The organism is Fibrobacter sp. UWS1 (assembly GCF_002300445.1).
In the GTDB taxonomy this organism is placed as follows: Bacteria; Fibrobacterota; Fibrobacteria; order Fibrobacterales; family Fibrobacteraceae; genus Hallerella; species Hallerella intestinalis.
In genome coordinates, this window is sequence record NZ_NSGW01000002.1 from 147,981 (window position 1) to 168,145 (window position 20,165).

21 protein-coding genes are annotated in these 20,165 nt (G+C 50.3%); 11 read left to right on the forward strand and 10 right to left on the reverse strand.

Annotation, left to right across the window (positions count from 1 at the left end):
- The first annotated feature begins 280 nt into the window (after window positions 1–280).
- From BGX14_RS10570 to BGX14_RS10615, 10 genes are all read left to right on the forward strand, one after another.
- A complete protein-coding gene (locus tag BGX14_RS10570) occupies window positions 281–1,255 on the forward strand; it encodes an Rpn family recombination-promoting nuclease/putative transposase (protein WP_095879873.1) in 975 nt (324 codons plus the stop codon).
- 166 nt (window positions 1,256–1,421) lie between these two features.
- Window positions 1,422–1,682 carry a hypothetical protein gene (locus tag BGX14_RS10575; RefSeq protein WP_198951200.1) on the forward strand — a complete coding sequence of 87 codons (261 nt, stop codon included), beginning with the start codon at window positions 1,422–1,424 and terminating at the stop codon, window positions 1,680–1,682.
- Window positions 1,683–1,878: 196 nt separating this feature from the next.
- On the forward strand, window positions 1,879–2,712 hold the full coding sequence (locus tag BGX14_RS10580; RefSeq protein WP_073302798.1) for a hypothetical protein: 834 nt from the start codon (window positions 1,879–1,881) through the stop codon (window positions 2,710–2,712).
- Between the two features lie 7 nt (window positions 2,713–2,719).
- Window positions 2,720–3,706, forward strand: coding sequence for a MoxR family ATPase (locus BGX14_RS10585; protein ID WP_095879874.1), 987 nt, complete (start codon window positions 2,720–2,722; stop codon window positions 3,704–3,706).
- Between the two features lies 1 nt (window position 3,707).
- Window positions 3,708–4,595 carry a DUF58 domain-containing protein gene (locus tag BGX14_RS10590; protein ID WP_073302796.1) on the forward strand — a complete coding sequence of 296 codons (888 nt, stop codon included), beginning with the start codon at window positions 3,708–3,710 and terminating at the stop codon, window positions 4,593–4,595.
- A 20-nt stretch (window positions 4,596–4,615) separates the two neighbouring features.
- The gene (locus BGX14_RS10595; RefSeq protein ID WP_095880353.1) at window positions 4,616–5,560 is read left to right on the forward strand and encodes a hypothetical protein; all 945 of its coding nucleotides are present in this window, start codon (window positions 4,616–4,618) and stop codon (window positions 5,558–5,560) included.
- Window positions 5,547–6,641 (forward strand): VWA domain-containing protein, encoded by a 1,095-nt coding sequence (locus BGX14_RS10600; RefSeq protein WP_073302793.1) that lies wholly within the window; start codon window positions 5,547–5,549, stop codon window positions 6,639–6,641. Before BGX14_RS10595 ends, BGX14_RS10600 begins: the two co-directional genes overlap by 14 nt.
- Window positions 6,638–7,666 carry a VWA domain-containing protein gene (locus BGX14_RS10605; protein WP_073302791.1) on the forward strand — a complete coding sequence of 343 codons (1,029 nt, stop codon included), beginning with the start codon at window positions 6,638–6,640 and terminating at the stop codon, window positions 7,664–7,666. Before BGX14_RS10600 ends, BGX14_RS10605 begins: the two co-directional genes overlap by 4 nt.
- Before the next feature lie 16 nt (window positions 7,667–7,682).
- Window positions 7,683–8,411 (forward strand): tetratricopeptide repeat protein, encoded by a 729-nt coding sequence (locus BGX14_RS10610; protein WP_095879875.1) that lies wholly within the window; start codon window positions 7,683–7,685, stop codon window positions 8,409–8,411.
- Window positions 8,411–9,055, forward strand: a complete 645-nt coding sequence (locus tag BGX14_RS10615) for a hypothetical protein (RefSeq protein WP_095879876.1) — start codon at window positions 8,411–8,413, stop codon at window positions 9,053–9,055. The genes BGX14_RS10610 and BGX14_RS10615 overlap by 1 nt, the downstream gene beginning before the upstream one ends.
- A gap of 851 nt (window positions 9,056–9,906) precedes the next feature.
- Here the strand turns inward: BGX14_RS10615 and BGX14_RS10620 are convergent.
- From BGX14_RS10620 to BGX14_RS10670, 10 genes are all read right to left on the reverse strand, one after another.
- The gene (locus BGX14_RS10620; protein WP_078775591.1) at window positions 9,907–10,590 is read right to left on the reverse strand and encodes a hypothetical protein; all 684 of its coding nucleotides are present in this window, start codon (window positions 10,588–10,590) and stop codon (window positions 9,907–9,909) included.
- A gap of 8 nt (window positions 10,591–10,598) precedes the next feature.
- Window positions 10,599–11,615, reverse strand: coding sequence for a quinolinate synthase NadA (gene nadA / locus BGX14_RS10625; protein WP_095879877.1), 1,017 nt, complete (start codon window positions 11,613–11,615; stop codon window positions 10,599–10,601).
- Between the two features lie 56 nt (window positions 11,616–11,671).
- Complete coding sequence (locus tag BGX14_RS10630; protein ID WP_095879878.1) at window positions 11,672–12,340, reverse strand: metallophosphoesterase; 669 nt, start codon at window positions 12,338–12,340, stop codon at window positions 11,672–11,674.
- Entirely contained in the window at window positions 12,337–13,068 is a 732-nt protein-coding gene (locus BGX14_RS10635) for a pseudouridine synthase (protein ID WP_095879879.1), read from the reverse strand. The genes BGX14_RS10630 and BGX14_RS10635 overlap by 4 nt, the downstream gene beginning before the upstream one ends.
- Complete coding sequence (locus BGX14_RS10640) at window positions 13,069–13,986, reverse strand: phosphatase (RefSeq protein WP_073302777.1); 918 nt, start codon at window positions 13,984–13,986, stop codon at window positions 13,069–13,071.
- The gene (locus BGX14_RS10645; RefSeq protein ID WP_073302775.1) at window positions 13,979–14,296 is read right to left on the reverse strand and encodes a hypothetical protein; all 318 of its coding nucleotides are present in this window, start codon (window positions 14,294–14,296) and stop codon (window positions 13,979–13,981) included. Before BGX14_RS10645 ends, BGX14_RS10640 begins: the two co-directional genes overlap by 8 nt.
- 924 nt (window positions 14,297–15,220) lie before the next feature.
- Window positions 15,221–15,565 carry a hypothetical protein gene (locus BGX14_RS15865; protein WP_198951201.1) on the reverse strand — a complete coding sequence of 115 codons (345 nt, stop codon included), beginning with the start codon at window positions 15,563–15,565 and terminating at the stop codon, window positions 15,221–15,223.
- A gap of 120 nt (window positions 15,566–15,685) precedes the next feature.
- On the reverse strand, window positions 15,686–16,432 hold the full coding sequence (gene panB, locus BGX14_RS10660; RefSeq protein ID WP_073302771.1) for a 3-methyl-2-oxobutanoate hydroxymethyltransferase: 747 nt from the start codon (window positions 16,430–16,432) through the stop codon (window positions 15,686–15,688).
- Window positions 16,407–17,153: a DNA repair protein RecO gene (gene recO / locus BGX14_RS10665; RefSeq protein ID WP_143394222.1), complete on the reverse strand. Its 747-nt coding sequence runs from the start codon at window positions 17,151–17,153 to the stop codon at window positions 16,407–16,409. Before recO ends, panB begins: the two co-directional genes overlap by 26 nt.
- Window positions 17,154–17,504: a histidine triad nucleotide-binding protein gene (locus BGX14_RS10670; RefSeq protein WP_073302767.1), complete on the reverse strand. Its 351-nt coding sequence runs from the start codon at window positions 17,502–17,504 to the stop codon at window positions 17,154–17,156.
- 816 nt (window positions 17,505–18,320) lie between these two features.
- Between BGX14_RS10670 and BGX14_RS10675 the strand changes: the two genes are divergently transcribed.
- A complete protein-coding gene (locus tag BGX14_RS10675; protein WP_095880354.1) occupies window positions 18,321–20,150 on the forward strand; it encodes an SLC13 family permease in 1,830 nt (609 codons plus the stop codon).
- Window positions 20,151–20,165 lie beyond the last annotated feature (15 nt).

Sequence of the window (20,165 nt, forward strand, 5' to 3'; positions counted from 1 at the left end):
TTCGTTGTGAAAGCGTCCGGTTATATGCCGGGCGTTTTTTTGTGCTTGGATGGAATAAGCGCGCTCTAAAAATTCATTTTCAAAAAAATCGCTTGCGTGAGAGCGGTTGGTTAAAGCGCTTAATGAGCTTGCCAAACTAGTTGAAGCACAGTCAGGAGAACGGCCCTCCTTAATTCTTGCCAACGCAAAAACTTTTTACGAAAAAAGGTTTCCACAAAAGCTTCTCTCGAGCGTTGTACAAGATGGAGGCTTAAAAATTTCATCTTCAAGGAGGAAACCTATGAAAGAAAATTCCCAAAATGTCGCCCCGCACGATTCCTTTTTCCGCTCGGTTTTCAAGAAGCCTGAGCACGCCGCCGAGCTACTGCGCTTTGCTGCCCGAAAAAACGAGAGCCTTGCCGAGTTCCTGAAGACCGTGGACCTCTCGACCCTCACTGAGATTTCCGAGTCCTTCAGCGACACGGAGAGCTTTGGTTACGCGGACTTGGCGTTTACCGTCAGGATTGCAAACCACGGAACTGCGCCCAATTTACAATCAACGGACTTGCTGGTGGGCATCCTCGAAGAGCACAAGTCCGCGAAGGATCCGACCGTCGTCAAGCAGCTCATAAACTACTGGTTCCACATTATGGTCAAGAACCAGAAGAACGTCCCGACCGTCGCTATTGTCTTTTACAACGGCAAGGATCGCTGGAAGCTGGACGCGAAGACTATGTTCCCGCAGTATCCGACGTATTACCACAAAATCGGTCTGCCTTTTGTCTTTGAACTCGTGGATCTCGGGGACGCTCTAGATGCGGAATCCATCAAAAATCTTTCGGCGAAGATGACCCTCGCTCTGCTGGCGATGAACTATGCGTTCCACGGGGAAAATAAGGGAGTGCACCTGCGGGAAGCTGTTAAGCAACTGGCCGCCATGCCCAAAGACGAGGCGGGTCGCTTTCTCGACGAAACGTTTCTATATTTGAAACGCTGGTTGAACAGCACGCAGAAGGAGGAACTTCGCATGGATTTCATCACCGCGTCGGAAGCCTACGGCTACGAGACGATCGCCGAAGCCGAAGAGAAGGAACTCGCCGCCAAGTACGAGGAAGGTCTCGGAATCGGCATGGAAAGGGGACGGGAAGAAGGAATTGAAATTGGAGATTTGAATGCGCGCAGGGAAATCGCGAAAGCGCTTAAAAACAATGGAGCATCTCTAGACCTCATCGCGAATGTTTCCGACCTCTCCGAAGAAGAAATCCGAAATCTATAATTCATATTTTTAGGACTTAAGCCTCGCTTTGTGCGGAGCTTTTCTCATTGGGATTCAGCTCTTTATTATGCCGAAACTCCTCCGAGAGGAGGCGGAAAGCTTCACCACGGAAACATTTATATATTTGAAGCGTTGGCTGAACAGCACGCAAAAGGAGGAACTTCGCATGGATTTCATCACCGCGTCGGAAGCCTACGGCTACGAGACGATCGCCGAGGCTGAAGAGAAGGAAATCGCCGCCAAGTACGAGGAAGGTCGTGACGAAGGGATTGGAATCGGTATGGAAAGGGGACGGGAAGAAGGAATTGAAATTGGAGATTTGAATGCGCGCAGGGAAATCGCGAAAGCGCTTAAGAGCAGTGGAATTTCCGCGAAAATCATCGCCGATGCCTCTGGTCTCTCCGAGGAAGAGATTCAGAAACTGTAATCCATTTGGCTTTTGAAAGAGCCATGGTGTCTATTCGTTTTTGCTTTCTTTTCACCTTTTATCGCTAGCCGCTTTGGGGTATTCTGATGGCGTAGGAATTCCTTGTTGCTAATCGCTCCCTAAAGTAGTGCTTTTTTACTTTTCCATGAACTTTTTGTGACTGTTTTTGAAATGGGGATTTTTATATTCTTTTTCGATGATGACGGATTCTTTGCAAAATAGTATGATTGCAGATTCTGCGGCGGTGGACGCCGTCGTGGAACCCGTGAAAATGGATTTGTCCGTTCGCACGGATTCGCTCCCGCAAACGATTTTGAAGGGCGATACTTTTGAATTTAAGGTCGATATTTCCTGGCAGGCTCCGGCGGGGCAGAGTGCCGTTTTGATTCTTCCGGCGAGTTCGGCGAATGCCAAGGGAATTACTCAGCTGGGCGTTCGCGAGGAACATTTTCGCAAAGTTCTTGGAGACAAGTCCGTTTCTCATACGCGGTTTATTTGGACGCTTTCTGCGGACGATACGGGCACGGTTTCGATTCCGGCGCTGCGTTTCCAGATTCCGTCGGCGAATGGACCTTTTGAATTGGAATCCGAAAGCGTGATGTTCCACATTGGCGAACCCGCGCATTTGGGAGCTTATGCTGCTTTGGGCGGGGGAATTTTCGTTTTGCTCTCGGTTTTTGTGGCGTTGCTATGGCGGCGAAAAAATCGTTTGTCGGCGAAAGCAAAACAGGAAAAGCGAGATGAAGATGCTTTGGCGGAGCAATTTTTGCTGCTGAAAAAACGGGTTGCCAAGGCGGATAGCCGGATGTGGTTGCTCGATTTGGAAAAAATTTGTAAATCATGGGCTATGCGGCGTTTTGGAAACGACAATCTGGAGGATCTGGCTAAGAACGGGCTTTTGGACGGCTGGCAACCCTTGCTGAATGAATTTGCGCATGCTCGTTATGGCGGCGGAGAACGAGATGCTTTCCAAAATAAGGAGTCGTGGAAAACGGCGTCGAAACTTTTAAATATTCAAGAAGACGAATGAGGACAATATGACAAACGTTCAGGAACTTTCTGAAAAAATTAAGGACCGCGGACATTTTTGCGTGGATCTTTTACGCGAAGTGGAAGGAACTGTCATCGGGCAAAAGGATATGGTGAAGAGCATTCTCACCGGGATTCTTGCCGATGGACATATTTTGCTGGAAGGCTTGCCGGGACTTGCGAAAACGACTGCCGTTCAGGCTTTTGCGTATGCGGTTTCGCTGGATTTTAAACGCATCCAGTTTACCCCGGATTTGCTTCCGGCGGATTTGCTTGGAACGACGATTTACAATGCCAAAGAGTCCCGTTTTGAAACTCGCAAGGGTCCGCTTTTTACCAATCTGGTTTTGGCGGATGAAATCAACCGTGCTCCGTCGAAGGTGCAGAGCGCGCTTTTGGAAGCGATGCAGGAACGGATGATTACGATTGGCGACGAAACGTATAAGTTGGACGAACCTTTCTTGGTTTTGGCAACGCAGAACCCGATTGAACAGGAAGGAACTTATCCTTTGCCCGAAGCGCAGGTGGATCGCTTTCTGCTCAAGGTAAAGGTCGGCTATCCGGGCAAAGACGATGAAATGAAAATTTTGGAAGCGGTCAGCGGTTCGGGATTGAAAATGCCACAGGCCGTGGCGAACAAACAGGATATTTTGAATGCTCGTGAGCTGGTCAAGGAAATTTATGTGGATGAACGGATTCGCGAGTATATTGTGAATCTGGTTCTTTCGACCCGCGATCCGGGTAGCATTAAAAAAGCCGAACTGGCGAACTTTATTTCGGTGGGGGCTTCTCCCCGCGCTTCCATTGGCCTTGCAAAAGCGGCGAAAGCCCATGCGTTCATCGAAGGGCGCGGCTATGTGACTCCAGAAGACGTAAAGGCGGTTGCCATGGAAGTTCTCCGTCATCGCATTATTTTGAGCTACGAAGCGGAAGCAGAAGAGGTTTCTGCGGAACTGGTCGTACAAAAAATTCTGGATTCGGTCGAAGTGCCTTAATATGCTGTCCAAGGATGTTTTCAAAACGGTAAAACGCATCGAGTTGTCGGTGCGTGGCCCGCTGGATGCCATGATGGCGGGTGCTTACCACAGCTCGTTCAAGGGCAATGGCGTTGAGTTCAGCGAAGTCCGCGAATATGTTCCCGGAGACGATGTGCGCTCCATCGATTGGAATGTGACCGCCCGCATGGGAACACCCTACATCAAGAAATTTGTAGAAGAGCGCGAACTGACGCTGATGCTGATGGTCGATGCCAGTTCGAGTTCAGAATTCGGCTCGGGCAAGGAGATGAAGGGCGAAGCGATGGCGGCGATTACCGCACTGCTTTCTTTTGCCGCTGTCCGCAACAACGACAAGGTCGGGCTTTTGATTTTTACGGATCAGGTGGAACTTTTTATTCCGCCGGCGAAAGGCAAAAAACACGTTCTGCGTCTGGTTCGGGAAATCCTCTATTTTAAGCCGGAACATCATAGAACGAATTTGCAGCAGGCGCTTGAATATGTGGGCGGAGTTTTGAACCGTCGGGCGATGGTTGTCGTGATGTCGGATTTTATGGACGCCGGTTTTGAAACGGCTTTTAAAATTCTTGGAAAGCGTCACGATATGCTGGCCGTTTCGGTGATGGATCCTAGGGAATCGGAGCTTCCTCCGGTGGGTCTTGTGGAGTTTGAAGATCCGGAAACAGGAGAAACGATGCTTGTCGATACGGGGGATGCAGCTTTCCGTGAAGCTTTTGCGTACGAGGCGAAGAAAGCGCAAAAGGCGACGAAAAATTTGTTTCAGAAGATGAACGTGAATTATGTGCAATGTCTGGTTCATGACGAGTTTCGGGATACGGTGGCTCCGCTCGTGGAACATTTCAGAATGCAGCAGAGGCGTCGGAGTTGATGAGGTTCGGATTTAGAAAAATGGGAAAATTCTGGAAAGTGCCTTTGATGGCGTGCGCATTAGTCGTGCCGTCGCTGGCGATGGATGTGTCTGTCCGGTCGGCGACGACCGCTTCGCAGGTTTTTGTGGGCGACAGGTTCGATTATGAGATTTATGTGACCGCTCCGGAAAGTGCGTGGGTGGATTTGCCCAGCTTTGTCGGCAATCTGGGCAGTTTTGAAGTGAAGGATATGCAGCACAAAGAGATGCCCGCTGAAGGAAAGAAAAAGAGTTTTGTGTGGCGGGCGACGCTGAATACCTTTGTCGCTGGGGATTTTTTGATTGCGCCGCAGGAAGCGCGTGCGATTGTGGGTGCGGATACGGTGATTGTCCGGACGGATCCGGTGGCGGTCAAGGTGGTGACCCGGACGGATGGTTCCGAGGAGGATATTCTCGATGTGGAAGGGCCGTTGAAAGACTCCCGTTTGCCGACGTGGTTGCGCGTGTTTTTGGTTATCGTTTTGGCGGGCTTGCTCGTGCTGCTCGGCTGGTTTTTGCACAAGAAGTTCCGCAGGGAAAAAGAAAAGCCACGGCTTCCGCCTTACGAAGAAGCGATTCAGGCTCTTCGGGAATTGCAAGACAGACAGTTGCTGGCCTTGGGAGATCAGGCGGGATTTTATACGTCGCTGAGTTTTATCGTGCGCCGTTATGTGGAACGCCGTTTCTTGGGAGAATCCCCGTCGGAAGGAATCTTGGACGCGACTCTTTTGCAGTTGAAGTCCCGCATTTCTCAGATTTCCGGCTTGCAGGAAGCCTATAAGCAATCTTTGGTGGAATTGGAAAAGGAAACGTATCCGGTGAAATTCGCCAAAATGAAAATCGGCGACGACCGCGGTGTTTTCTGGAACGATTGGGCTTCCCGTTTGTTGGAAGACACCAAGCCCGCTCCCGAAGAAAAGAAGGAGAAGGCAAATGGATCTCGCTAATTTGCATTTTCAAAATCCGGAAGCTTTTTTCTTGCTGCTGTTTGTGCCGATTCTGGTGGCGGACTGGTGGTGGCATTCCCGAAAGCGGAAAAGTACCATCAAATTCCCGGCGTTGGCTTTGGCGAAAAAAGCGGCGAAAGGTTCGCATGCGAAAGCCCGCTATATTGTTCCGGCCTTGCGACTGGCGGCCCTCTGCTGTTTTATTGTGGCTCTGGCTCGTCCGCAAAACGCAACGGAAGTGGAATACACTTCGACAGATGGTGTTGATATTATGCTCGCGTTGGACGTGTCCGGATCCATGGGAACTCTGGATATGCTCACCCGTATGGATCAGGCGAAACTCGGCGTCATGAATGCGGAAAAAGTTTTGAAGAGCGGGCGTTTCTGGGATTATTCGCGCTTGGGATACGCCAAGAAGGTCATCGCGGAATTTATTCAGAAACGGGAAAGCGATCGCATCGGGCTTTCGGCTTTTGCGGGAAATTCCTACACGTTGGTTCCTTTGACTTTGGATTACGGCGCTTTGCTGGAAATTTTGGCGAGCGTAGATGATTCTACCGCTTCGGGAAATGGCACGGCGATTGGCGACGGCCTGATGACTTCGCTCGCGCGACTGGAAAAATCCGACGCGAAATCCAAAGTGGTCGTTCTTTTGACGGATGGCAACGACAATGCAAGTCTGGTTCCGCCGTTGCATGCCGCCGAAGTTGCCAAGGCTTTGGGCGTCAAGGTTTACACGATTGGCGTCGGAAAAAAATCGGGAACGTTTTTGGCTTTTCAAAGAAACCCTTGGACCGGGGATATTTCGTGGGCGGAAGAGCCGATTCCTCTTGAAAACGGGCTGGACGAAAGAACGCTGAAAGAGATTGCGGCAAGTACGGGCGGGCGTTTTTACCGGGCGGAAAGCAAAGAGGATTTGGAAAAAATCTATTCGGAAATTGACCAGTTGGAAAAAACGGAAATACAGACGATTGCGTATGCGCGGTATTCCGAAAAATTTTATCCCTGGCTCTTTGCCGGTGCGCTTTTGATCTTGCTGGAACTGGTGCTTTCGAATACGCGATTTGTGAGGATTCCATGAGATTTGCCGAGCCGAATTTTTTGTGGTGCCTGTTTACGTTGCCGCTCTTTTTGCTGCTGTTTGTCTATGCGTATCATCGGCGGAAAAAACTGGCATCCCGATTTGCTTCCATTTCGATGCTTCCGAAAATTGCCGTGTCGCTTTCGCCGTGGCGTCGAATAGCCAAAACAAGCCTGCTGCTTTTGGGAATCGCCTTTTTGATTATTGCGCTGGCCCGCCCGCAGTGGGGACGGCAAATGGAGCATATTGAACGCAAAGGTCTGGATATCGTTTTGCTTCAGGACGTTTCGTTGTCGATGCTTGCCGAAGACGTGAAACCGAACCGCCTGATTCGTTCCCGTCATGAAATTTCGGCGTTTTTGGATACGCTTTCCGGCGATAGAATCGGCTTGGTTGCTTTTTCGGGCGAGGCGCAGACGCTGGTGCCGCTGACTTTAGATTATGGAACGGTTCAGCTGATTCTTCGGGATTTGGAACCGGGATGGCTTTTGCCGGGAACGGATTTGGCTGCGGCGATAGATAAGGGCTTGCAGATGTTCCAGCGTTCCAAGGTGCCGTCCAAGTACGCGGTGATGGTTTTGATGAGCGATGGCGAAGAGCAGGATGCGAAGGCTGTGGAAAAAGCGAAAGAAGCTGCGGAAGCGGGGATTCGGATTTACACGGTCGGCATTGGGTCTAAAGAAGGCGTGCCTATTCCGGAACCGACGAAAAACGGTGATGTCGCTTACCACAAGGACCGTTTTGGAAATATCGTGACGACCCGGCTGGAAGAGCGGACGCTCTCGGAAGTGGCAAGCATTACAGGGGCGCGCTATTTTTACGCCAGTCCGGGGGAATTTCAGTTGCAGAAAGTGCTTTCGGAAATTGAAAGCATGGAAAAACGGGACACTTCTTCGGATCAGATGGAAAATTACCAGGATCGGTATCAGATTTTCTTGGCGATGGCGGCGCTGCTTTTTTTGGCGGAAGCTTTGCTTTCGGAACGAGGAAAGAAACGGAAACAGCTTGCGGGGCGTTTCAGCTAATAGGGATTTTGTATAAATGAAAAAATGGCTTTTGATATTTTGGGTGGCCGCTGCGGCTTATGCCCGTCCTATCAATGACGGAAACCGATTGTTTGCGGACGGGGATTTTCAAGGTGCTTTGGAAAAATACGAAGAAGCTCGTCAGAGCGAACCGTCGAATCCGATTCTTTTTTACAATATGGGAACCTGCCTGTATAAGCTCGGCGATTACGAGAAAGCGCAAAAAGAATTGGAAAGCGCTACGCGAATGCCCGATTCTTCGCTCTCGTCCAAGGCGGCGTTTAATCTGGCGAATACTTTTTACCGGATGGGCGAAAAATCCAGCGAGCCTTCGGAGCGGATTGCCAAGTGGCGCGAAGCCGTCGGGTATTTGAAGAAAGCGATCGATTTGAATCCGGATTTTGAAAATGCGAAACGCAATGTGGAAATTGTGCAGCGCAAGTTGAAAGAAGAAATCGACAAACAGAAGGAACAGAATCAGCAGAATCCCAATAACGATCAGGAGCAGCCCGAACTTTCGGAAAAGGCAAAACAGATTTTGGCGCGTGCTTTGCAAATGTGCAAAAACGAACAATATTCGCCGGCAAAGGAATTGCTGGAAAATACGATGGCAAGCGATTCGACGGCTTCTAGCTTTAGCTCTTACATTCAGCGGATAGAAGATGTGATAGATATTAAGGCGGGGCGAAAACCCAAGAGCAAAATCGACCAGTCCAATGCAGATAATGATTTGGGGGTGATTTGATGGTTGTCGGAAATTTAAAAGCGACTCGAATTGTATTGGTTCTGGCGGCTGTTGCTTGTGCGGCGAATGCCCCGAAATCCGCTGCCGAGTATTATTCGGATGCAGCGTACCAGTATATTGAAAACCGTTTGCCGACGGCGGCGATTACCTGCAAAGAGGGATTGTCGTATTATCCGGACGACGTCAAATTGCAAATGCTGGCGGACAGGATTGACGAGTCCAAGGATGAACAGAAAAATCAGAACAAGCAGAATAATCCTCAAAACGAAAACAATTCCGACAAGAATCAGGACCAGAACTCGGAAAATTCCAATTCGGACAACCAGCAACAAAACGACAATTCGGAGCCGGGATCTTCGGATAGTTCCAGCAGCGATTCTCAATCGGACAGAAATGACGGCGGCTCCAGCGGTTCAAATGGAAACTCCAGCGATTCCAATCAGGGTTCGGGCGAGGGCAATTCCAGTTCGCCGGATGAAAGTTCCAGCGATTCTCGGGAAAGCGACGAACGGCCCGCAGGAACGCCTGCGCAAATGAGCCCGCAGGAAGCTTCGCAGCTGTTGAAGGACTTTGATGAGGAACACGGCGAGCGGAAACCTTGGAAACCAGCCCGAGGCGTCGCTAGACCGGAAAAGGACTGGTAGTATTTGGAGGGGGATTTTAATCCTCCTGCAAATGCTCACCATCAAATTTTTCAAAACGCGAATTTCTTTTTCGCAGGGGGATTTTTTTCGCAGACTGCGAGGTGCTTTGCCTACCTAATCGTTCAACTATGGAATCGGAGATGCCAAGTTTCAGGGATGCAACGCCGTGGCAATCTGCGCGGGCAGCCCGTCATTGCGAGCCGCGATAGCGGCCCATGAGCCTTGGGAACTTGTTCCTTTAGGCGAATTGTGCAAAGCCGTGGCAATCTTGTCAGCGTGAAAAGGATTGCTTCTACACTTCGAGTATAACTCCACTAAGGTAACAAAGTTACCAAGTGTCGTATATCCACATAGAGGATAACTCCACTAAGTCAATAAATTGACAAGTGTCGTATAACCCCTGTGGGGTTCGGGGTGACGTAAAAACAACCGCCTGCTCAAGGAACGCAAGCGAGCCGGCAGTCCCGTACACAATCCGTCCCAGCGAGGAACAAAGCGACCCATGAGCCTTGGAAGCTCTGCTTCCTTTAGGCGAATTGTGCAAAGCCCCATGAGCCTTGGAAGCTCAGCTTCCTTTAGGCGAATTGTGCAAAGCCCCATGAGCCTTGGAAGCTCAGCTTCCTTTAGGCGAATTGTTCCTTTCAGGGAGCTTCGTAGGAGACTACCATTTCTCCCAACTAACCAGGCAAGATTCTTGCGTTAGCGACCGACGCCCGGATGGGTTCGGACAAATTCTTGGAATTTGGCTGAACGGACGCCGCGCTTCGCGAAGGATTTTGCAAAAGAATGCGCGGCGATAACGCTAGGGAGCGCCCCGCTTGGCGGGGAACGCCCAAAGAAAAACAGAACGGTTAAAATTCGTAGAAGACGCGTCCGCCGATTTCTAGGCTATGGTGCCACAGGGTTTCGGAAAGGTCATTGTATCCGCTGGAGCTTGTGCTCACGCTGCGGATGAAGTGCGGGCGGTAACGGACGGCGATGTCCATGCCGAACGGGCGAATTTTGTAGCGCATATTGGCGGAAAGGGCGAAGGCGTTGGCGGCAAAGACGGCGGATTCGCGAAATTCTCCTGAGTATTTGTCCATGCCGATGGCTGCATCGTGAACGGAGAGGCGGGAAAAGGAATAGGCCAGGCCGGGTCCGATTTGAAAATCTTCGGGCCAGAAGAAATAGTAGCGGTATTCGGCGGCAAATCGCCAGTAGTTGGCATCGTTGCCGGTTTCGTAATCGGAGCCTTTGCCGTAATTGACGTCGATATTCCACATTCCGAAGGAAACGGCGACGGTGTGCTGGTTGAAATTGACGCCGATTTCGGCGAGCGGCAGAGGAAAGGAGCCGATGGAGGGAATGAAAATTCCCTCGTCCCCGTCCGATTTCATATAGCCTTTTCCGTCGAGGTCGCCGCCCAAGGAAAGGGACGCGTCCAGCCCGATGGAGATGAAGTAACTGCGATGCCAAATGATTTTTTCGTGGCTTTCGGCAAAGCAGAGCGAAGTCCAAACGGCGACTGCAAAAAGAAGGAAGGCTTTGCGCATCGGTTCCCCTACATGGCTGCGTATCGGAACATTTCGTCGATGCAATGCTTGGCGCGGTGCATGGTCTCTTCGGGAAGTTCCACTTTGGTTGCCGCTTCCGGGTGACGCAATGTTTCCAGAATGTTTTCGAGCGAATTCGATTTCATGTATTTGCACATGCTGCAGCTGCCGATGAAAGTCTTGTCGGGAAATTCGTATTGCATCCGCGCGTTGAGTCCGCATTCGGTGAGGAGCAGGATCGGCGTTTCTTTGGGCTGTTCTTTGATGTAGGAAACCATTTGTCCGGTGCTGCCGACATAATCGCTGAGCAGGGCGATTCCCGGATGGCATTCTGGGTGGCTGACGACGCGTAGCCCGGGATTTTGTTCGCGGAAAAAGCGGATGAGTTCCGGGTCGTATTTTTCGTGGACGTAGCAGCAGCCGGAATACAGGACGATTTCTTTTTGAATGCCATTTTTGCGGAGCATTTCTTGCAGGTTCTTGCCCATTAGACGGTCGGGGACAAAAACGATTTTATCGTTCGGCAGGTTGGCGATGATTTTATAGACGTTGGAACTGGTGACGCACACGTCGCATTCCGCTTTGACGTCGGCTGTCGTGTTGATGTAGCAGGCAAAAGTGTAATCCGGGTATTTTTCGCGGAGTTTGCGCACATCGTTTCCCGTGATGCTGTCGGCGAGGCTGCAACCGGAAAGCGGACCGGGAATATAGACGTCTTTGGTCGGGTTCAGAATTTTGGCGGTTTCTCCCATAAAGCGGACTGCGGCAAAGACAATCATGTCGGCTTGAACTTTGGTGGCATCCTGGCTGAGCTTGAAACTGTCGCCATCGTAGTCGGCAACGCCTAAAATGATTTCGGGAGCGACGTAGCTGTGGGCAAGGATAACCGCGCGGCGTTCTTTTTTCAGTTCGTTGATTTCGTTGATGAGGGGAACCAGCTTTTGGCAATGCTCCAAGGTGTAATTGCAGAGAACGGAGCCGGGCTGGACGGTTTTGAGACGGTCGAAAAGTTCTTGAGCTGTCATAGTGAAACCAATTTACAATTTTAGAGGGGCTGTGTTGGGGGAATCTACTTTGGCTTTTAAGATTTGCCGGCTTTGATGGGCGAATAGATTCTGGCGGCTGGAATTTGGTAAAGCCTGTTTTCTTCGATGCAGTAGGCGGAGAGTTTTTTGCCATAGACGCAGCCGGAATCCAGTCCGTGGAAACCGGGAATATCGACGAGTCCTTTCGCCGCCCAATGCCCAAAGACAATCGGTTTGGACCAGGTGACGCATTCAAACCAGGCAGGGTTGGCCGGGGATTTCATCTCTTCGGCGGAACCGCTCCAGGTGCGAATCGAAAGCAGCACGTTGGGATTCATGTCCTCTAGACGCTGTTTGCCGGGTTCGAGTCCCGCGTGGACAAGGAGTGCTTGAGGCGTATCATACCATAAAGGCCATTTTTTGACAGCATTGGCAATCCAGAACGGATCTTCCAAAGAATCGAAGAAGCGTTTTATTTTGTCCGTCCAAAGTTCCTGCGGAACGCTGATGTATTTCAGCAGATGCGCTTCCCAGTTTCCCAAAACGCTTTTGAAATGGTTCTGCTCTACGGTCTGGACGGTTTTTAGGGCGTTCGGTCCTTTGCCGATAAGGTCGCCTGTAAAATAGATTTCGTCGTCTTCCGGACTAAAGCGCACCGCGTCGAGCATTTTCATCATTTCGTCGTGGCAGCCGTGCACGTCGCCGATGAAAATGGTTCGTTTCATTCTTGCGCTCCGAGGTCTTGTACGGATTTACGGAGCGATTTCTCTTCGGCTGGGGTGAGTTCGCGAAATTCGCCGGTGGGCAAATTCCCCAGGGAGATTCCGGCGTATGTGACTCGCTTCAAATCGCGGATGGTGTAGCCGACCGCTTCGAGCATCCTTCGGATTTCGCGGTTTTTCCCTTCGCATAGGACCATTTCCACAAAGCCTTCGTCAAAGAAAATTTCTTCGGCGTGACCGTGTTCCATAACGCCCCGCTCGTTTTCTCCGATTTCTACGCCATCGACAAGACGTTGGGCGTCGCTGCGGGAAAGGGGGCGCGTTGTCCATACATAGTAACTGCGGGGGATTTCAAATTTCGGATGCGTCAGTTTGTAAAGCAAATCGCCGTCGTCGGTAAACAGCAGCAGCCCGCGGCTTTGCAAATCCAGACGTCCGATGTATTTCATGGAGCGAAAGGCCGAGGGCAAATAGTCGTAAACGGTCGTGCGTCCTTGCGGATCGTGAGCCGAGCAGACGCAGCCTGCGGGTTTGTGAAAAAGGATGATTTTGGTTTTGGCCGGCGGCTGGACTTTCCGCCCGTCCACTCGCACGTCGTCGGATTCGGAAACGGAAAAGCCCGGCTGGTTTAGAACGGTTCCATTGACGGAAACCCGTCCCTGCAAAATGATTTCATCGGAAGCCCGGCGGCTGGCGACTCCGCATAAAGAGAGAAATTTGTTGATGCGCATTTAAATTCCTTGATTTGGCTCTTGTTTTTCGGGATATAGAAGCCCAAAGCGAAGTCCCGCAGTGCTGATTCGAAAACTTTCGGCGTGCAGTCGGGAGAGCAGGCTCCTGAGCCAGAAAAGCCCGCAGATAATCACGTCGCTGCGCCCTTTTTCCAGTCCGGGCATACTTCCCCGGAGTTCTTTGGAAACGTTGGAAATTTTGGTGATGACTTTTTCCAAATCTTCCAGATTCATTTCCAGCCCTTCGATGGCCTTGAAGTTGAATTCGGGCTGATTCAAAAATACCATGGCAAGAGCGGTCGCCGTTCCTCCGACAAGATAGATGGGCTTTTTGGCATAAGGTCGCAGAGGGTTGCCCTTGAGAACTTCCTTTTCCCATTTTTTGTATTCCGGGCCGGGAATGACTCCCATTTTTTTGAAGAGGAAGAGGGAACCGATGGGAACAGATACGGCTTTTTTCCCATCTGAAACTTCGGTTGAACCGCCGCCAATATCTACGGTCACGATGTCTTTGCCGTGCCATTCTTCGACCGCTCGGAATGTGTAGGCGGCTTCTTCTTCGCCGGAGATGATTCGGGGCTTGATCCAAAGGGCTTTTTCGACTGCCGCCATCAATTCTTCGCCGTTTTCCGCTTTACGTGCGGCTTCGGTCATCGCGCAGGCTTTGATTTCTGCCCCAAGAGCGTGGGCGGTGGAACGGAAAGACGAAAGAATGCGGGAAAGTTCCTCGAGCCGGGCTTTAGAAATTTTTTGCGCATTGTAAATGTCTTCACCGAGTCGGCAGATTTCCACTTTTTGGATTTTGGGTAGCAGGATTTCTTTGCCGCTGTCGTCTTTTTCAAAGTCGGCAATCAGAAGGATTGTCGAGTTGCTGCCGATATCCACGGAAGCGGGTAGAATTTTTAGGGGATTAGGCATCTTGTTTTAAAAGTCCTTCGCGAATGCGGGCGGCAATCTGTTCCGGATTTGTAAAGAACTGTTTTGCCAAAGGAATCGTTTCTTCTACCAATTCCGCGGAATATTTTTGCATCCAAGCGGCGACGATTTTTCCCGATTCGCTGCCGAGTTCCTTGCCCGTTTTGATTTCTTGCGCCATTTTGAGTGCGAGAAAAAGGGCGAGTTCAAAGGCTTTCGGATTTTCTTTGTTTTCGAGTAAGCTGTTTACCCGGGAAATCTTTTCTTCAAGTCCCAGGGATTCTATTTCTTTCAAGTCGTTTTCGGAAATCATAGGAATAATGTAGAAAAGTGACGCGGAAAGCTAAGGAGAGTATTTGTGGAAGCATCTCGGCAGAGCAAAAAAGGGGGGGGGGGCGATTCTCCACCAAATAGCCGCGATGAAAAATTTGGGAATTATGGACAATCTTCCACCAAATACTCTCAATTAAAAATTTTTCAAAGTGTGAACATCTTTTTCGCAAAGTGGAACTCTTTTTTTCAATACGGGAATTTCTTTTTCACAAGGAAAATTTCTTCTCGCAGACTGCGAGGTGCTCGCCTACGCCCATGAGCCTTGGGAACTTGTTCCCTTAGACGAATTGTGCAAAGCCCCATGAGCCTTGGAAGCTCCGCTTCCTTTAGGCGAATTGTCCCTTCCAGGGATACTTCAACTACGGAATCAGAGATTCCTAGTTTCAGGGATGCAAAGCCGAAGCTATCTGCGCGGGCAGCCCGTCATTGCGAGCCGCGATAGCGGCCCATGAGTCTTGGGAACTTGTTCCCTTAGACGAATTGTCCCTTCCAGGGATACTTCAACTACGGAATCGGAGATTCCTAGTTTCAGGGATGCAAAGCCCCATGGGCAGCCCCTTTTCCCTTCACCCTATCCCCCGCCACGCTTTGTAGTTGGAAGTTTTGGTTTTGTGGGGTGGAATTGGATATTGCGCCATAGCGAGAAGGGGGAACTTTTTTCAAACTGGGCTTTTTCTTTCGCAAGGGGAAACTCGGTTATCTGTTATCAGTTCCAACTCATAACTCCCAACTCCCAACTCCCAACTCTTAACCGGTCCCTGAGCCTGTCGAAGGGCAGCAACCGGTTATCGAAGCGCACTACCCCCTAACCACTTCCCAATAAATCGGCTGGAAGGCTCCTCCCAAAAAAGAAAGGCTCGGAAGAATCCGAACCTTTCTTTTGCACAAAGAGAGAATGGAAAAATTACTTGGCTTTTTTGGCGACGGTCTTTTTCGGAGCCGCTTTTTTCGCTACGGGCTTTTTCGCCACGGCGACTTTCTTTGTTGCCGGCTTGACTGCTTTGACAGCTTTAGTGGTCTTGGAAGCTGCTTTTACCACCGGTTTTGCCTTGGCGACAGCCTTTTTCGGAGCCGTTTTTTTCGCTACGGGCTTTTTCGCAGCGGCAGCTTTCTTTGCCGGCGCTGCTTTGGCAGCTGGAGCCTTTGCCGTTTTTGCTGCCGGCTTTGCAGCCTTGGCGACTGTTTTTTTAGCTGCAGTCTTTGTTGCCGGAGCCGCTTTTTTGGTAGTCTTCGTGGTTTTAGGTGCCATATTTTTGTTCCTTTTTTTTTGATGTTGATAACTATAATTACAAAATAACTTGATTTACACAAAATATCAACACTTTTTCAATTTTTTTTCGCAGCGATGCCCGTTACTTGGAAAAAAATGCTACAGGGATTCTTTGCGCACAAAGTCGATGTAGGCTTCGATTCCTTTTTTGGCGGTCTCGTAGAGATTGCAGAACCGGGTGGCGAACGGAGGAATTTTGCCCGCATGGATGCCAAGGGCATCGTGTAGAACGGTAACGTGCCCGTCGGTATGCGAACCGCCGCCGATGCCGATAGTGATGGACTTCACGGCTTGGGTTATCTGTTTTCCCAAGGCTTCGGGAATGTGCTCCAGGACCATTTCGTAAACGCCCATTTCGGAAAGCGCTACGGCTTCTTTCAGAATCCGCCCAGCTTCTTCTTCGGTTTTGCCCACTTGTTTGAAACTGGTCGCGGTCTGCGGCAAAAGTCCCAGATGCCCGCAGACTTCAATGCCGTTCTGGAGAAGGGTTTCGATGATTTCCGGCTTGTAACCTTCAAGTTTGACAGAAGACGCTCCCACATCGATAAAGCGTTTGGCGTTTTCCAGTGCTGTTTTCGGATCGCTGTCGCTTTGAAAAGGCATATCGGCGACGACGTGGGTGTTGGGAGCTCCGCGGACGACCGCAGAAACAAAAATGAGCATTTCGGGCATTCCCACGGATTGCGTGCTTTTGTAGCCGAGCATGGTGTTGGCAAGGCTGTCGCCGACGAGAATCTGGTCGATTCCCGCAGCTTCGGCAATTTGAGCAAAGCCAAAGTCGTATGCGGTGATTTGGGCGATTTTTCGTTTGCCCTTGCATTCAAGAATCTGTTTTGCAGAAAGCATAATTTCTGACCTCTTGTAACCAGTGGTAAGATTTGACTTCCCGGTTTTCGCCGAGATGATTTTTCAGGTATTTGAAAAATTCGCATTCGAGGAACCGCGGATTGTGCAATTGTTCCCGAGTGGAGAGCCGGGCAATGTCTGCCAGAAATTCCGGGGAATGCTCCGGCTGGAGGACGCCTAGGCAGTTTTGGCAGAGGGCTCCGCCGTTTTCAAACAGGAAATCCGCGGGGAAATTTTGAATTTCGGCTCCGCAACGGACGCATTCATGGAGGGAAAGGGCGTAGCCTTCGCAGTCGGCGACGTGCCACATCCAACGGACAAGGGTTTCTTGCGGCTTTTCTCCGCGGTCCAGAATTTGCAGGGCTTTTTCCGTGTAGCGGAAGACCAGCTCTTGAGAGGGGCCTGCCGACAAATAGCGCAAAAGGATTTCGGCGATGACTTCCGCCATGGCGTTTTTTTCCAAGTCCTTCCGCAAATGGGGAAACCAGTCGATAAGGCTAGCTTCGCGAATGAAATGCAAGTCGCTTTTTCCGGAATCGTGAAAGACGATTTCGCTTTCGGCAAGGGGATCCAGGGAGCTTTTAAACGGGCAATTTTTGCTTTTGGCACTTTTGACAAGGAAGGATTGCACGCCAAAATCGGAACAGAATCCTTTGACAATCAGCGAAGAATCGCTGTAAGGCATCCTGTGCAGAATAATGACTTTTGCCCGTTTTAGCAATTATTTCGCTCCGAAACCGTCGTCGAGCCTTTTGCCGCCGAGGACGTGGCAATGAATATGCCAGACGGTTTGTCCGGCGTCGCCTTTGCAGTTGAATACGAAACGGGCTCCGCCTTCGCCAAGGCCTTCTTGTTTCGCTAAAAGCTGTGCACGGTAAAGCAAGCGTCCCATCAGCGGGGAATCGGATTCTTCGAGTTCCATCAGACTGGTGATATGCTTTTTGGGAACGACCAGAAAATGGACGGGAGCTTGCGGGTTCAAATCTTTGAAGGCGTAAAATTCGTCGTCTTCGTAGATTTTAGTGGAGGGAATTTCGCCATGGATGATTTTACAAAAAATACAATCGGACATAGAATACCTTTGTTTTGCGAAATTATAATAGCAAAAAATGGGGAATTATATACAATCTTCCTCCAAATTCTCACAAATAAATTTTTTTCAAAGCGTGGATTTCTTTTTCACAAGGGAAATTTCTTCTCGCAGACTGCGAGGTACTCGCTTACCCATGAGCCTTGGAAGCTTCGCTTCCTTTAGACGAATTGTCCCTTGCAGGGATACTTCAACTACGGAATCGGAGATTCCTAGTTTCAGGGATGCAGCGCCCCATGAGCCTTGGAAGCTTCGCTTCCCTTAGACGAATTGTCCCTTCCAGGGATACTTCAACTACGGAATCGGAGATTCCTAGTTTCAGGGATGCAAAGCCATAGCAATTCATATGGGCTCCTCGTCATTGCGAGCAAGGCGAAGCAATCCTTGCTGGCATTCCGTTATTGCGAGGTACTCGCTTACCCATGAGCCTTGGGAACTTGTTCCCTTAGACGAATTGTCCCTTGCAGGGACAATTTAGTTATTAGTTTTCAGTTCCAACTCCTAACTCTTAACTCTTAACCGGTCCCTGAGCCTGTCGAAGGGCAAGCAAATCGGGTGGAGTTTTGTATATAAGTCCCAAAAAATGCGCTTCAAAAATGCCATCGAAGAGCTTTTGAGAATGAAATGAAGCCGGAAAAAGAATGGGAAGGATAATCGTTACGCCCTTTTAGCGTTCGGAAAAGGGCCGATCGTGATGAGTGAGCCTGTTAAATTACGGACGTTCGAGGCTCGCCAAATCATTTTTCTTTTCGCTTTTTCGAGGATGAACTTTTCTATCTTTTCGCCGCTATGTTTTCGCTGGTCGTAACCCTTGTCATTTTGGCTTTTTCCATGTTCTTTTTTGTGCAGGGGAAAATCCGCTCGGATATCGTGGCGTTGGTGTCGCTCGTTCTGCTGATGGTTTTTGGGGTGGTTTCGGTAGAGGAGGCGCTGGCCGGTTTTTCCAATTCGATTGTTTTGATGATGCTCGGGCTGTTTATTGTGGGCGGAGCCGTTTTTCGCACGGGGCTTGCTCGCGTTGTGGGACAGAAAATCGTCAAGGTCGTCGGCAAAAACGAGGATGTGCTTTTTGTGGCGATCATGCTGGTGACGGGCTTTATCGGAGCTTTTGTCGGCATTACGGGAACCGCCGCTTTGATGCTTCCGATTGTGATGAGCGTTTCGGCAGGCACCCGCTCGGGCCCGAAGCGCTTTTTGATGCCGATGGCTTTTGGCTGTAGCCTTGGCGGATTGATGACGCTGATTGGAACGCCGCCGAATATGGTGGTGAGCGACGCCCTTGTCAAAGCGGGCTACCCGGCGTTGAAGCTTTTTTCATTCACGCCGATAGGCTTTTTTGTCCTTTTGCTGATGATTGCCGCCATGTTTCCGGCATCTCGCCTCCTTTGCAAAAAAAAGGACGTGCAGAAAGAAAGAGAGGTGCATTTCAAGTCTTTGAGGGAGCTGACCGAAGAATACAGCCTTTCCCGCAACGTAACGCGGGTTCGTGTGCAGAACGATTCGCCGATTGTCGGCAGGTCTTTTGCCGATTTGAAATTGCCGAATACGTATAATCTGACGGTGATAGAAATCGAGCGACCGGGGCGCGGCAAGTTTTTTGGAACCAGCACTCGGATGTTGGCAGGTCCGAGCAGCGTGTCGATGGGCGGGGACATCTTGTTTGTTCTAGGGGATTCGGCGGATGTGAAAAAATTTGCCGAGGAAATGCGTGCGCCTGTGATTTCGGCGGGCGAAACGGGTTCTCCGCTGCATTTTAGGAACTGGGGAATTGCCGAAGTGCTTCTTATGCCGGATTCCTCTTTGGTGAACAGGAACGTTCTTGAAACGAATTTTCGGGCGCAGTTCGGGGTGAATGTTCTGGGAATCCAGCGCAAGGGGGCCTACATTTTGCACGATTTGAAGGACGTGCACTTGGAATCTCGGGACACGCTTTTGGTGCAAGGCGCTTGGGAAAATATCCGCAAGCTGTCGGCTTCCAATTCGGAATGGGTTGTGCTCGGCGAGCCGCTGGAACTGGCGGATTCCGTTCCCCTGGATCATAAAATGCCGTTTGCAGCGGCGATTCTCCTTTTGATGGTCATTCTGATGGTTTCCAATGCGGTGCCTCCGGTGGCGGCGGTTTTTATCGCGGCGTTGCTGATGATTCTCTCCGGCTGTTTTCGCAATGTGGAGGACGCTTACAGTTCTATCAACTGGGAAAGCACGGTTCTGATTGCAGCGATGCTTCCCATGTCCACGGCTCTGGAAAAGACCGGGATTTCGGGAATGATTGCGAAGGAACTTGCCGAAAACCTTGGGGCTCTTGGACCTTATGCGCTCCTTGCGGGCATTTATTACACGACGTCCTTGGTGACGATATTCATCAGCAATACGGCGACGGCGGTGCTTTTGGCGCCGATTGCGATGAGTGCGGCAGCTGGACTCGGCGTGAGTCCGTATCCGTTCCTGTTTGCGGTGACCGTCTCTGCCAGTTGCTGTTTCATTTCGCCCTTTTCGACTCCTCCGAATGCCCTGGTGATGAACGCTGGACGTTATGTTTTCCGGGATTACCTGAAAATCGGGGGTCCTTTGCAAATCGCCATGGGTGTCGTTATGACTTTTGTTTTACCTTTGTTTTTCCCGTTTTAAACGGGAAAGATTTTA

What these genes read in the sequence shown, in the direction of transcription:
- BGX14_RS10570 (WP_095879873.1), top strand. Translation starts at nt 281, where the DNA reads ATGAAAGAAAATTCCCAAAATGTCGCCCCGCACGATTCCTTTTTCCGC.
- BGX14_RS10575 (WP_198951200.1), top strand. Translation starts at nt 1,422, where the DNA reads ATGGATTTCATCACCGCGTCGGAAGCCTACGGCTACGAGACGATCGCC.
- BGX14_RS10580 (WP_073302798.1), top strand. Translation starts at nt 1,879, where the DNA reads ATGATGACGGATTCTTTGCAAAATAGTATGATTGCAGATTCTGCGGCG.
- BGX14_RS10585 (WP_095879874.1), top strand. Translation starts at nt 2,720, where the DNA reads ATGACAAACGTTCAGGAACTTTCTGAAAAAATTAAGGACCGCGGACAT.
- BGX14_RS10590 (WP_073302796.1), top strand. Translation starts at nt 3,708, where the DNA reads ATGCTGTCCAAGGATGTTTTCAAAACGGTAAAACGCATCGAGTTGTCG.
- BGX14_RS10595 (WP_095880353.1), top strand. Translation starts at nt 4,616, where the DNA reads ATGGGAAAATTCTGGAAAGTGCCTTTGATGGCGTGCGCATTAGTCGTG.
- BGX14_RS10600 (WP_073302793.1), top strand. Translation starts at nt 5,547, where the DNA reads ATGGATCTCGCTAATTTGCATTTTCAAAATCCGGAAGCTTTTTTCTTG.
- BGX14_RS10605 (WP_073302791.1), top strand. Translation starts at nt 6,638, where the DNA reads ATGAGATTTGCCGAGCCGAATTTTTTGTGGTGCCTGTTTACGTTGCCG.
- BGX14_RS10610 (WP_095879875.1), top strand. Translation starts at nt 7,683, where the DNA reads ATGAAAAAATGGCTTTTGATATTTTGGGTGGCCGCTGCGGCTTATGCC.
- BGX14_RS10615 (WP_095879876.1), top strand. Translation starts at nt 8,411, where the DNA reads ATGGTTGTCGGAAATTTAAAAGCGACTCGAATTGTATTGGTTCTGGCG.
- BGX14_RS10620 (WP_078775591.1), bottom strand. Translation starts at nt 10,590, where the DNA reads ATGCGCAAAGCCTTCCTTCTTTTTGCAGTCGCCGTTTGGACTTCGCTC.
- nadA (WP_095879877.1), bottom strand. Translation starts at nt 11,615, where the DNA reads ATGACAGCTCAAGAACTTTTCGACCGTCTCAAAACCGTCCAGCCCGGC.
- BGX14_RS10630 (WP_095879878.1), bottom strand. Translation starts at nt 12,340, where the DNA reads ATGAAACGAACCATTTTCATCGGCGACGTGCACGGCTGCCACGACGAA.
- BGX14_RS10635 (WP_095879879.1), bottom strand. Translation starts at nt 13,068, where the DNA reads ATGCGCATCAACAAATTTCTCTCTTTATGCGGAGTCGCCAGCCGCCGG.
- BGX14_RS10640 (WP_073302777.1), bottom strand. Translation starts at nt 13,986, where the DNA reads ATGCCTAATCCCCTAAAAATTCTACCCGCTTCCGTGGATATCGGCAGC.
- BGX14_RS10645 (WP_073302775.1), bottom strand. Translation starts at nt 14,296, where the DNA reads ATGATTTCCGAAAACGACTTGAAAGAAATAGAATCCCTGGGACTTGAA.
- BGX14_RS15865 (WP_198951201.1), bottom strand. Translation starts at nt 15,565, where the DNA reads ATGGCACCTAAAACCACGAAGACTACCAAAAAAGCGGCTCCGGCAACA.
- panB (WP_073302771.1), bottom strand. Translation starts at nt 16,432, where the DNA reads ATGCTTTCTGCAAAACAGATTCTTGAATGCAAGGGCAAACGAAAAATC.
- BGX14_RS10670 (WP_073302767.1), bottom strand. Translation starts at nt 17,504, where the DNA reads ATGTCCGATTGTATTTTTTGTAAAATCATCCATGGCGAAATTCCCTCC.